This window comes from Plesiomonas sp. ISS29 (assembly GCF_056522795.1).
Map to the genome: position 1 here is coordinate 218183 of NZ_JAWRZQ010000001.1, position 12585 is coordinate 230767.

The following is a 12585-nucleotide window of genomic DNA, read 5'->3' on the forward strand; positions in this document are numbered from 1 at the left end:
TATACGGAGATTCGCCTTTGGTGCAAGTCTAAAACGAAAAAAACTTGCACTAATTTGTTGGATTGCTGACAAATCATGCAGTTTGTTTACTTTGCCAGCAAGCCGGAAGAATAACAGGTTAAAGCTGAATAAAGTGCTCACGGTAATAGCACAATTCAGCAATAGATTCACGAATATCATCAAGTGCTAAATGGGTGCCCTGCTTTTGAAAACCGGCCAGAATTTCCGGCTTCCAGCGGCGTGCCAGCTCTTTAAGTGTGCTAACATCAAGATAGCGGTAGTGAAAATACTGCTCTAATTCTGGCATATGGCGGTATAAAAAGCGGCGATCTTGGCCAATGCTGTTACCGCAAATGGGTGAGCAACCTGCGGGTACCCACTCGGCTAAAAATGCCAGTGTTTGTGCCTGTGCTTGTGCTTCGGTGCACGTACTGCTGCGCACGCGATCAACCAATCCGCTTGCCGTATGGGTTCGGGTACACCACTCATCCATCTTCGCCAGCACATCGTCAGGCTGATGAATAGCCAGTACCGGCCCTTCAGCAAGAATATTGAGATCTTTATCGGTGACAATGGTAGCAATTTCCAGCACCTTATCGGTATCCGGCTCTAGCCCTGTCATCTCCATATCAATCCAGATTAGATGTTCTTTATTGTTTGTCATCACCACTCCTGCGTTTTTTCTCGCAAACTGCGTGTATGATACAGGGTTTAAACCCTCTGCGTGTAATTACCAACGGGCAAATTACTTTGAGTAAGAAAAAGCTAACTCTCGGCCAACAGCGCCGTGTCAATGCAAACCAGCAACGTCGGCTCAAGCAAAAAGATCGCACTGTCGAGTGGGATGATGCTCTGCTTGGCGAGGCACAAGAGGGCCTCGTGATCAGCCGCTTCGGCATGCATGCCGATATTGAATCAACCGATGGCAGCTTACACCGTTGTAATTTGCGCCGTGCCATCAAAAGTCTGGTCGCCGGTGATCAAGTGGTCTGGCGGCCGGGAAAAGAGCACCTGCAAGGCATCAGCGGTGTGGTTGAAGCGGTACACGAGCGCCACTCGGTGCTAACCCGCCCCGATTTTTACGACGGTGTAAAAGCGGTAGCCGCCAATATCGATCAGATTATTATTGTCTCATCTGTACTGCCTGAGCTCTCTACCGATATCATCGACCGCTATTTAGTGGCCTGTGAGCAGGTCAACATCACGCCTATTATAGTACTAAATAAAGTCGATTTGCTTAGTGATGCCGACCGTATTTGGGTGAACGAAACCCTGCAGCAGTATCAAGATATCGGCTACAAGATTTTGTGGGTCTCTTCCCATACCGGTGAGGGGATGGATCTGCTCAATGCGCAGCTGAGCGGACAGATCAATATTTTTGTCGGCCAGTCAGGGGTGGGAAAATCAAGCCTGATTAACTTCCTGCTGCCAGAGGCCAATGCCAGTACCGGTTTGGTTTCCGACAACTCAGGATTAGGTCAGCACACCACTACTGCAGCTCGGTTATATCATCTGTCGCAAGGCGGAAATCTGATTGATTCACCGGGTATTCGTGAGTTTGGTTTGTGGCACTTAGATTCCGAACAAGTGACCGAGTCTTTTATTGAGTTTCGTGACTATTTAGGTTCGTGCAAATTCCGTGACTGTAAGCATGATAATGACCCCGGCTGCGCGATTCGTGCCGCGGTTGATGCGGGTAAAATTAGTACCGCGCGCTATGACAGTTACCACCGGATCTTGGAAAGCATGCTGTTAGCCCGTGCGCGCCGCCACTTTCCACAACGTGAAAGCTAAGCGCACAACCGAAAAATGCAGGCTGACTGACAAACCCGACTATTACAGGTAAAATGCGCGCCTTTTATATGCCGTCACCGGCACGGTATTGTTGTTAAGGCACGGTACACATGAGTGTCTGGCACAATTTACAGACTCCGGCGTTAAAGGCGCACCAGAGAGGCATGACGTGTTAAACAAAATTAAAATTGCACTACAATATCTGCTGCCAAAACAGCTGCTCACTCAGTGTGCCGGTTGGGCTGCAGAAAAGCAGGCCGGCGTGATGACACGTACTGCCGTCAGCTTGTTTGCCCGCCATTACAATGTGAATATGCAAGAAGCGGTGAACAGCGATCTGGCTTCTTATCCCACATTTAATGCTTTTTTTACCCGCCCACTTAAGCAAAGTGCGCGCCCGATTAATTTTGAACACAACAGCCTCTGCCTGCCTGCTGACGGTATGATTAGCCAACTGGGTGCGCTGCGTGATGACCTGCTGCTGCAAGCAAAAGGCCACTACTATACGTTAGATGCGCTGCTCGGCGGTGAAACCGCACTGGCCAAACAGTTCCGCCACGGTGCGTTTGCTACTACTTACCTTTCTCCGCGTGATTATCACCGTGTACATATGCCGTGTGATGGTGTGCTACGCGAGATGATCTACGTGCCTGGTGAGCTGTTTTCGGTTAACCCGTTGACGGCTGAAAACATTCCAAGCCTGTTCGCCCGTAATGAGCGGGTGATTTGTCTGTTTGATACCGAGTTTGGCCCGATGGCACAAATTCTGGTTGGTGCAACCATTGTCGGCAGCATGGAAACCGTGTGGGAAGGTACGGTAACACCTCCGCGTAAAGGTGAATTGATGCGCTGGAACTACCCGGCCCGCGGTGAAACCGGCGCAGTTGAGTTAACTAAAGGGGCTGAAATGGGCCGCTTTAAACTCGGCTCTACTGTTATCAATATTTTCCCGCAAGACAGCATTATTTTCGACAACGGATTAGAGCATGGTACAGTAACCCGCATGGGTGAAAGCTTTGCTCAGCTTATGCACCCATCTGCACGCACGGTTGCGGTTACATCAGATGAAGAAAAATCAGAATTAAATGATAATAATCAAGGCGATAATACAATAAGCGAGTAAATTTAACCGCGCATTATCGTTTAAAAAGTAACCGACAATACGTGAATAAATAGTGAATACTCAGACCGTCGCTTACGGCGGTCTTTTGTTCTTATGAGGTCGCGCATGTCACGACAACCGCTTACTCGCCTGCCACTTTTTCTGTTCTTTTGCCTGTTTTTTCCCCTGATTGCCATGCGGCCGGCAGTAGCCGATGTGCTGCAATCTGCAGAAAAAATACAACAATCTATTGTAACTATTGAAGCCGGAAATCTGCCGGATAAAAAGTTACTGACTGATAATCTGCAAACTGCGCTGACATGGCTGAAAACCCGTGATGATGCCCAGAAACGGCGCAATGACTATCAATCAACCATTGATAATTATCCGGAGATGACTGCCGAGTTACGGCAGAAATTACTGGCGCTGCAACAGAGCAAAACCCCGCCATTACGCGCTGCAACCTCAGCCGAACTGGAACAACATCTGTTACAGGCCAACAGTAAATTGCTTTCGGCCACACGGGAGTTACAGCAAGAGAGCGAGCAGATTCAATCAATTATTGATTCCCTCAATGATATTCCCACACGGCAAAGCGAAGCGCGTAGCTCACTAGCACAGGCGGAACAACGTTTACAATCTCTGCCGCAAAACAGTACGCCAGCTAACCAGTCGCAAGAGCAGGCATTGCGGGCTGAAGTAGCGGCACGTAAAGCGCAGGTAGACACGCTCGAACTTGAGCAGCTTTCGGCCAACAACCGGTTAGAGCTGGCCCGTTTAGCACAAGAGATCTCGCGGATTGAGCGCGACAGGCTTGATGAGCAGCAGCAAGCCCTGCGTGCAGAGTTTAATGAAATGCGTCAAAAAGAGGCGCGCCAAGCACTCGATCAGAGCAATCAGCTGATTGAGAGCAGTACCGATTTACCGCAGTTTTTATCCGAGCTGGTCAACCAAAACCAGCAGCTGTCACAAGCGCTCAATCAACAAGCCCTGTTTTTAGAGCGAACCGCTGAAGCACAGCGCACCGCACAGGCCAATACTAATCAGGTCAAACTGGCGTTGAGCAGTATCCGTGAGCAAGCTCAGTGGTTGTCGGTATCCAATGCATTGGGCGAGAGTTTACGCTCACAGATCGCTAAACTGCCGAAAATGCCCAAGCCGCAGCAGCTCGATCGCGAAATGGCCGATATCCGCGCCAAACGCATTCAGTATGATGAGATGCAGACCACCGCATTAACCGATGAGCAAAAAGAGAACATCAAAGCCCTGCCAAAAAATCAGCAGCAAATCTGGGATAGTCAGTATCAGATCCAGCATGACTTGCTGACCTCCCTGATCACCGGCACTGATACCAGCATTTTGGAGTTGGCGAAGCTAAAAGTGGCCACCAACCAGCAGATTGATGCACTAAAAGAGATCAAAATTGCCACCAACCGTTATCTGTTCTGGCTGCCTGATCTCAATCCTATCGGCTTTAGTTTTCCGCTGGCCGTACTGAATGATATGCATCAAGTTGTCTCAATGGATGTTCTCGGGCAAATTGCGCAGGGCTTTGTTGAAAGCGTGCAAAGCGAAAGCGTTATCTGGATGATTGCGGCGCTCTGCTTGGTGATTGCCGCCCGCTACAGCCGTAACCGCTACCTCTGCTTTCTTGATATGGCCTCAAGCCGTGTTGGTAAAGTTACGCTCGACTCTTTTGGGCTGACCTTGCGTACCTTAATTTGGTCCACATGGTATGCAATGCCGGTACCGATTTTATTAGCTGCCGTGGGTAACGGCCTGCTCAATGCCTGGGCTTATCCGGCCGCAATCGCCTTTGGCGAAAGCCTGCTCAGCCTCGTACCGGTAATTAGCCTGTTTGTGCTAACCGCCAATTTTGCCCGCGCCAAGGGGCTATTTATCATCCATTTTGGTTGGGACAATCAGCAAGTCAGCCGTGCGATGCGCTATTACGCGGTTTCGCTGACCAGTTTTGTGCCACTGTGGTGCATTTCTGATGCACTCAATTCACTCAATGATCGCCAGTTCAACGATACGCTGGTCAGGCTTGCCTTTATCGGCCTGTGCGTGGTGCTGATGGTGCTAACCGCCAGCTTAAAACGCGCCAAAGTGCCGCTGTACCTGAACGCGCAGGGCTCGGGCCAGAACATGATTAACTACCTGCTGTGGGGTGTAGTGCTGGCAACCCCACCACTGGCGATTTTGTTCACCTGCTTAGGGTATCTCTCAACCTCACGGGTACTGCTGGCTCGGGTGGAAGTCTCTCTCGTCGTCTGGCTATTTTTGCTGTTGGTCTATTACCTCACCCGCCGCTGGATGCTGATCCAACGCCGTCGCATCGCCTTTGATCGTGCCAAGCATCGCCGCTCAGAGATCCTCGCCCAGCGTGCGCGTAACGATGATGACAGTAATACTAACAGCAGCAACGATACGGCACTCGATATGATCGAAGAACCGGTGATTGATCTGGATGTGATCAGCGCCAAATCACTGCAACTGATTCGCTCGATCATCTCACTAGCAGCACTTGGCTCACTGGTGTTGATCTGGTCAGAACTGCATTCGGCGTTTGCATTTTTAGATAATGTGAATTTGTGGAATGTCATCGATATCAGCAACGGGGTCGAAAACATCCAGCCGATTACCCTCGGTTCACTGCTGTTTGCCGGCCTTTCTCTGATGATCACCGCCAAGATTATCCGCAACCTGCCGGCACTGATGGAGCTAGCACTGCTGCAGCATTTAGACCTAACACCGGGCACCGGTTATGCCATCACCACACTCACTAAATATTCGATTATTATTCTGGGGATCATGATCACCGCTTCGATGATCGGCGTTGACTGGGCTAAATTACAATGGCTGGTCGCGGCACTGGGGGTCGGGCTGGGGTTTGGCCTGCAAGAGATCTTTGCCAACTTTATCTCCGGCCTGATTATTTTGTTTGAAAAACCGATCCGAATTGGCGATACCGTCACGATCCGCGATCTCACCGGTACGATCACCAAAATCAACACCCGCGCCACCACCATTGTGGATTGGGATCGCAAAGAGATCATTGTGCCGAACAAGGCCTTTATTACCGAGCAGTTTATCAACTGGTCACTGTCAGACCCGATCACCCGTATTGTATTGCGCATTCCCGCACCGCCTGACGCAGACAGTGAACTGGTTAGCCGCCTGATTGAACAGGCCGCGCGGCATACTACCAATGCACTGGAAACACCGGCACCTGAAGTCTATTTAGTGGATCTGCAACAAGGTATTCCGTTGTATGAAATTCGCCTGTACGCCGCCGAGATGGGGCATCGGATGCCAATTCGCAATGATCTACACAAAAATGTACTGGCCCTGTTCCGTGCACATCAGCTTGAACTGCCATATCCGCCAAGCCAGATCCGAGTTGAAACCATGAAGGCCGCACAAGTATTCAAAACAGGTGGATTGTAATGGTTGGAAACGGCGTATCCCGCTGAAAGGTTAAATGTTGACGGGATTAACCGAAACTCAAAATTGCGCACAAATGCGAATGATAATTTATTGCATTTAAATGCAGTCTGTTTTATGGTGGTAACTATGGTCTATAAGGTAAAAATCTGTAGCGTAAAAGCCTGTAAGGTAAAACCATCATCATCAGCATGACCTCTGAACCGGTTTCAGCAAAACGGCCACCTTGCAGGGTGGCCGTGATCGGTAGGTATATGATCGGTAGATATAACCCGATGACTCAAGATGATTAGATGATTTTGTGAGTACACCGTAATTCAAGTGATGATGAACAACGATAAACCACAATCCACGGCAATAAATCTTGCCACCACCAAAACGGCATACAGCACCTTCGCATTTAAGCAATATCAATCGGGAAGGCAATAACCTCGCTGATATGCTCTGCACCCACTGCAATCATCAGCAAACGCTCCACACCCAATGCCACACCAGAACAATCAGGAATCCCCGCTTCCACTGCCGCCATCAGACGCTCATCAATAGGGTAAGTTGCCAGCCCGCGTGACGCGCGTTTCAGGTTCTCTTGCTCTAAACGCTTGCGTAGCTCATCAATATCGGCCAGTTCATGAAAACCGTCGGCCAGCTCTAATCCCTTAAAATAGAGTTGAAAACGCTCGGCTACCCGGTGATCTTCAGAGCTAATTTGTGCCAGTTCTGCCTGATTGGCCGGAAAGTGATACACAAATGCCGGTTTTTCAGCGCCCAAATTCGGCACTACCGCGTGCTGAAACAGCACATGCAACAGGCAATCGCGATCTTCACAACTGATTTCAGCCACCAGCTCCTGCTGCTGCACTTGTTCTAACAATACGGCTTTATCGGCTGACAACGGGTCAATATTTAAGTGGCGCAAAAATGCCTGCTGATAGGTCAGGCTCTCTGCGGCTTCACAATCCAACACCTGCTGCACCAGATCATCCACTTCATTGATCAGGCGGTACATATCAAAACAGGGGCGATACCACTCTAAAATCGTAAATTCAGGATTATGCTGACGATCTGCATCCTTGTTACGGAAAGATTTGGCCAACTGAAAGATCGGCCCACTGCCAGCAGCCAGCAAACGCTTCATATGATATTCAGGGTTGGTGGTCAGGTAGAGTTTCTGACTTTCACAGGTATCACAGCCCTGATAATCCAGCTGAAAGGGGAATTGATAGACATCCGCTAGCGTGGTTTGGCTCATCGAAGGTGTGTCGACTTCCAGCACACCACGATCAGCAAAAAAACGACGAACATCTGCCAGCATCGCAGCGCGTTTGAGTAAGTTACTCATGGGTGCTGTGGGTTGCCAGCTTACCGATTCGCTCATGATTTCCTCTGATTTACCGATTCAATTGGTGCCGCAGTCTACGCGTGCTCGCCCTGACACACAAATCTGACAGATCATTCCCTTTTAGGGGATGATGCTAAAATGTAAAAATCTGTATTAAAGCGCATAAAAAGTGAAATATTCCACCTTAAATGTAAAAGCAATGGAGTTGTTTCTGCTTTTATGACTTTGTGCGATTTTTTGCGCTTGATCACGAATTCAGATCTTACTACCTCTTAACGGTGAGGAAAGTCTCAAAAGAGGTGACTACATCAAGTTTTGTTACAGATCACGGTTCTACAATAGCACTGCTGAAACCAAGGATTTTTCCCCTTAGTTCTTTTTATTAATCCCGATGACTATTTTGTCAACATTTCGGAGGAATGCTGTGCAGACCTTTACCGCAGACATCGCCATCATTGGTGCGGGTGGCGCGGGCTTGCGTGCCGCTATTGCCGCAGCTGAAGCGAACCCAAATCTTAAGATCGCGTTAGTATCCAAGGTATACCCTATGCGCAGTCACACTGTTGCAGCCGAAGGTGGCTCCGCAGCAGTAGCACTGGATCATGATAGCTACGATAACCACTTCAACGATACTGTATCGGGTGGTGACTGGCTGTGTGAACAAGACGTAGTTGAATACTTCGTTAAGAACTCCCCTAACGAGATGACCCAACTAGAACAGTGGGGTTGTCCGTGGAGCCGTCGTCCGGACGGTTCAGTCAACGTGCGCCGTTTTGGTGGCATGAAGATCGAGCGTACTTGGTTTGCCGCGGATAAATCCGGCTTCCACATGCTGCATACGCTGTTCCAAACCTCGATCAAATATCCGCAAATCCAGCGTTTTGACGAGCACTTCGTTCTAGACCTGCTGGTCGACAACGGCGAGGCCCGTGGTCTGGTTGCTATGAATATGATGGAAGGCACACTGGTTCAGATCCGCGCCAACAGCGTGATCTTGGCAACCGGCGGTGCAGGCCGTGTTTACCGCTACAACACCAATGGCGGCATTGTTACCGGTGATGGTATGGCAATGGCCTATCGCCACGGTGTACCACTGCGTGACATGGAATTCGTTCAGTACCACCCAACCGGTCTGCCAGGCTCAGGTATTCTGATGACCGAAGGCTGCCGTGGTGAAGGCGGTATTCTGGTGAACAAAGATGGCTACCGCTATCTGCAAGACTACGGCATGGGCCCAGAAACACCGGTCGGCCAGCCGAAGAACAAATACATGGAGCTGGGCCCGCGTGACAAAGTTTCACAGGCATTCTGGCACGAGTGGCGCGCAGGCCGCACTATCTCTACACCACTGGGAGATGCGGTACATCTTGACCTGCGTCATCTGGGTGAGAAGTACCTGAACGAGCGTCTGCCGTTTATCTGTGAACTGGCCAAGGCTTATGTCGGTGTCGACCCAGTGAAAGAGCCGATTCCGGTTCGTCCGGCGGTGCACTACACCATGGGCGGTATCGAAACCGATAACCAGTGCGAAACCCGCATCAAGGGCCTGTTCGCCGTGGGTGAGTGTTCATCTGTCGGCCTACACGGTGCTAACCGTTTGGGTTCTAACTCGCTGGCTGAGATCGTGGTATTTGGCCGTTTGGCCGGTGAAAACGCCGTTGCGCGTGCTGCCGAAATGGGCGAAGCCAACGATGCTGCACTGAACGCACAAGTCAAAGACATTGAAAACCGTCTGCACACTGTTCTGAACCAAGAAGGCAATGAGTCTTGGTCGAAGATCCGTGACGAGATGGGTCAGTCAATGGAAGAAGGCTGCGGTATCTATCGTACCGAAGATCTGATGCAAGCCACGGTTGATAAACTGGCAGAGCTGAAAGAACGTATCAAGAAAGTCTCCATTAAAGACCGCTCAAGCGTGTTTAACACTGACTTGCTGTACGCTATCGAAGTGGGTTACAGCTTGGATGTGGCCGATGCCATGGCAAACTCTGCGCTGGCACGTAAAGAGTCTCGTGGTGCGCACCAACGTCTGGATGAAGGCTACACCGAGCGTGATGATGTGAACTTCCTGAAGCACACATTAGCATTCCGCAGTGAAGATGGCGGCGCGCCGCGCTTGGAATACAGCGATGTCTGCATCACAACCTCTCAGCCTGCCAAGCGTGTATATGGCGCAGAAGCTGAAGACCAAGAAAAGCTGAAGAAGGAGCAGGCATAATGGCAAGCCGTACTCTAAAGATGGACGTGATGCGCTACAATCCTGAGCAGGATAACGAGCCATACTTCCAGACTTTTGATGTGCCTTACGACAACGCAACCTCGTTGCTTGATGCGCTAGGCTACATCAAAGACAACTTAGACAGCGACCTGTCTTACCGCTGGTCTTGCCGAATGGCGATTTGCGGCTCATGCGGCATGATGGTTAACAATGTGCCAAAACTGGCCTGTAAGACCTTCCTGCGTGACTATACCGAAGAGGGCATGCGCATTGAAGCGCTGGCCAACTTCCCAGTAGAGCGTGATTTAGTGGTCGATATGACCCACTTTATCGAAAGTCTTGAGTCTATCAAACCGTATGTGATCGGTAACGATCGCAAGGTTTCAGAAGGCCCGAACATCCAGACACCCGCACAAATGGAGAAATATAGCCAATTCTCTATGTGCATCAACTGTGGCCTGTGCTACGCAGCCTGCCCACAGTTTGGTCTGAACCCTGAGTTTGTTGGCCCAGGCGTACTGGCACTGGCACAGCGTTACAACACCGACAGCCGTGACCACGGTCAGGCCGAGCGTATGCCGGTACTGAATGGTAAAAACGGCGTGTGGAGCTGTACGTTTGTTGGATACTGTTCTGAAGTCTGTCCAAAGCACGTTGATCCGGCTGCTGCTATCCAGCAGGGCAAGGTAGAAAGTGCCAAAGACTTCATGATCGCCATGCTGAAGCCACAGTGAGGAATAAAATGAGCACTATGTCGAAGCGTAAACCTTATGTTCGTGGGATGAAAGCGAACTGGTGGCAGAAACTGGGCTTTTACAAGTTCTACATGATCCGTGAAGGCAGCGCTATCCCTACCGTTTGGTTTGGTCTGGTACTGTTATACGGCATGTTCGCCCTGCGTAGCGGTGCAGAAAGCTGGGGAACGTTTGTTGGTTTCCTGCAAAACCCTATCGTACTGGTACTAAACTTGATTGCTCTGGCCATGACCTTGCTGCACACCGCAACTTGGTTCAATCTAGCGCCAAAAGCACAGATGATCATCATTAACGGTGAAAAGCTGGCCGAGTCAAAGATTGTTAAAGCACTGTGGGCAGTGATGATAGCATTCACTGTATTTGCCTTAGCTATCGTACTGATTTAAGGAAGGAATACGATGAAATCATCCATCCCTCAGCGTTCTGACGAACCGATCTTCTGGGGTCTGTTTGGTGCAGGCGGTATGTGGAGCGCTATTGTTTCTCCGGTCATCATTCTGCTGGTTGGCGTTCTGCTGCCACTGGGTATGCTGCCGGCAGATGCCATGAGCTATGAGCGCGTACTGAGCTTTGCACAAAGCATCATTGGTCGCCTGTTCATGCTCGGTATGCTGATCCTGCCTATCTGGTGTGGTATGCACCGTATCCACCACGCAATGCACGATCTGAAAGTGCATGTGCCGGCTGGCAAGCTCGTATTCTACGGCCTGTCTGCAATCTATAGCCTGCTGGCGCTGATTGTGGTTTTCACGCTGTAATCCGGCGAGTGATACAGGCTTTTGAGTCATACGAAACCCTGAGATGCTCTCAGGGTTTTTTTTATCCCTTAAAAATCAGCTCTGTTCATAAAATATAATGTCGCAGCAGGCAGAAATAGACGTAGACTTACCGTTATCTGTCATATTTTCAGCATTACAAGGATGATCTCATGCGAATGACACTACTGCTGGCCGCATTAACCACGCTGCTGCTCGGCGGCTGCACACAAGCCCCCAAAGGCGTAACACCGATCACTGACTTTCAAACCCAGCAATATCTGGGCACTTGGTATGAAATTGCACGGCTAGACCACAGTTTTGAGCGCGGTTTAAGCCATGTGACTGCCAACTATTCACCGCGTGATGACGGGGGAATTAAGGTTATTAACCGTGGCTATGATGTACAAAAGAAGCAGTGGAAGGAGGCTGAAGGCAAGGCATATTTGCTGGATAAAGCCAATGTCGGCTCGTTGAAAGTTTCATTTTTTGGCCCGTTTTACGGCGGATACCACATCATGGCGTTGGATAAAGATTACCAATATGCCCTGATCAGTGGCCCGGATCTCGACTATTTGTGGATCTTATCCCGCACGCCAACACTGAGCCAACCCACACTCAATATGCTGATTAAAACCGCGCAACAAGCTGGATTTGATACGCAAAAGTTGCTCTTCCCGATGCAGCAAAATCGCCCACAAGAGACCACCAGCACATAACAGTATCGCCGGATTATCGTGCTATATGCGCTATCGATACAGGGCAGACAATACTCTGCCCTATCAGTTTACATGCCGCGTCAACACTGAAAGACCGTACAACGCATGCCAATTAGCTCGATAGCTTTAAGCCAAGAATACCCAGCATAATCAGCGCTAAACTGGCTATCCGCAACGCAGATGCCGATTCCCCCAGCAGCACAATGCCAACAATGGCCGTGCCCACCGCACCAATACCTGTCCAGATAGCATAAGCACTGCCGACCGGCAGATGCCGCATTGCCAGCGCCAGCAACACCATACTGCCGGTAATGGTAACGGCAAAAATTACATTCGGTAACGGCTTGGAAAAGCCCTCACTAGCTTTCAATGCCAGCGCCCAACACACTTCCAGTAACCCTGCAATAATCAGGTATACCCACGCCATAATCATAACCTTTGATGGCTGATGGGGTC

11 protein-coding genes are annotated in these 12585 nt (G+C 50.0%); 8 read left to right on the forward strand and 3 right to left on the reverse strand.

From position 1 onward, the window contains the following. Nucleotides 1–118 precede the first annotated feature (118 nt). Nucleotides 119–664 carry an oligoribonuclease gene (gene orn / locus AC1HDJ_RS00940; RefSeq protein ID WP_479536500.1) on the reverse strand — a complete coding sequence of 182 codons (546 nt, stop codon included), beginning with the start codon at nucleotides 662–664 and terminating at the stop codon, nucleotides 119–121. Between the two features lie 86 nt (nucleotides 665–750). Between orn and rsgA the strand changes: the two genes are divergently transcribed. The 3 genes from rsgA to mscM all read left to right on the forward strand — a co-directional run bounded on the left by rsgA (nucleotide 751) and on the right by mscM (nucleotide 6346). Continuing rightward, nucleotides 751–1794 carry a small ribosomal subunit biogenesis GTPase RsgA gene (gene rsgA / locus AC1HDJ_RS00945; RefSeq protein WP_479537184.1) on the forward strand — a complete coding sequence of 348 codons (1044 nt, stop codon included), beginning with the start codon at nucleotides 751–753 and terminating at the stop codon, nucleotides 1792–1794. Between the two features lie 169 nt (nucleotides 1795–1963). Continuing rightward, the gene (asd, locus tag AC1HDJ_RS00950) at nucleotides 1964–2917 is read left to right on the forward strand and encodes an archaetidylserine decarboxylase (protein WP_479536502.1); all 954 of its coding nucleotides are present in this window, start codon (nucleotides 1964–1966) and stop codon (nucleotides 2915–2917) included. 105 nt (nucleotides 2918–3022) lie between these two features. Next, entirely contained in the window at nucleotides 3023–6346 is a 3324-nt protein-coding gene (mscM, locus tag AC1HDJ_RS00955) for a miniconductance mechanosensitive channel MscM (RefSeq protein WP_479536504.1), read from the forward strand. A gap of 397 nt (nucleotides 6347–6743) precedes the next feature. Here mscM and epmA read toward each other — a convergent pair whose 3' ends face one another. Then, nucleotides 6744–7718, reverse strand: coding sequence for an elongation factor P--(R)-beta-lysine ligase (epmA, locus tag AC1HDJ_RS00960; RefSeq protein ID WP_479536506.1), 975 nt, complete (start codon nucleotides 7716–7718; stop codon nucleotides 6744–6746). Nucleotides 7719–8106: 388 nt separating this feature from the next. Between epmA and frdA the strand changes: the two genes are divergently transcribed. The 5 genes from frdA to AC1HDJ_RS00985 all read left to right on the forward strand — a co-directional run bounded on the left by frdA (nucleotide 8107) and on the right by AC1HDJ_RS00985 (nucleotide 12129). After that, nucleotides 8107–9900, forward strand: coding sequence for a fumarate reductase (quinol) flavoprotein subunit (gene frdA, locus AC1HDJ_RS00965; RefSeq protein ID WP_479536508.1), 1794 nt, complete (start codon nucleotides 8107–8109; stop codon nucleotides 9898–9900). Beyond that, nucleotides 9900–10634, forward strand: coding sequence for a succinate dehydrogenase/fumarate reductase iron-sulfur subunit (locus tag AC1HDJ_RS00970; RefSeq protein ID WP_438622167.1), 735 nt, complete (start codon nucleotides 9900–9902; stop codon nucleotides 10632–10634). Before frdA ends, AC1HDJ_RS00970 begins: the two co-directional genes overlap by 1 nt. An 8-nt stretch (nucleotides 10635–10642) precedes the next feature. Continuing rightward, on the forward strand, nucleotides 10643–11041 hold the full coding sequence (gene frdC / locus AC1HDJ_RS00975; RefSeq protein ID WP_479536510.1) for a fumarate reductase subunit FrdC: 399 nt from the start codon (nucleotides 10643–10645) through the stop codon (nucleotides 11039–11041). Nucleotides 11042–11053: 12 nt separating this feature from the next. Further along, entirely contained in the window at nucleotides 11054–11413 is a 360-nt protein-coding gene (gene frdD / locus AC1HDJ_RS00980) for a fumarate reductase subunit FrdD (RefSeq protein WP_479536512.1), read from the forward strand. A 170-nt stretch (nucleotides 11414–11583) separates the two neighbouring features. Then, entirely contained in the window at nucleotides 11584–12129 is a 546-nt protein-coding gene (locus tag AC1HDJ_RS00985; RefSeq protein ID WP_479536514.1) for a lipocalin family protein, read from the forward strand. A 112-nt stretch (nucleotides 12130–12241) separates the two neighbouring features. Here the strand turns inward: AC1HDJ_RS00985 and sugE are convergent, their stop codons facing one another. Beyond that, nucleotides 12242–12556 carry a quaternary ammonium compound efflux SMR transporter SugE gene (gene sugE / locus AC1HDJ_RS00990; protein WP_479536516.1) on the reverse strand — a complete coding sequence of 105 codons (315 nt, stop codon included), beginning with the start codon at nucleotides 12554–12556 and terminating at the stop codon, nucleotides 12242–12244. Between the last annotated feature and the right edge of the window lie 29 nt (nucleotides 12557–12585).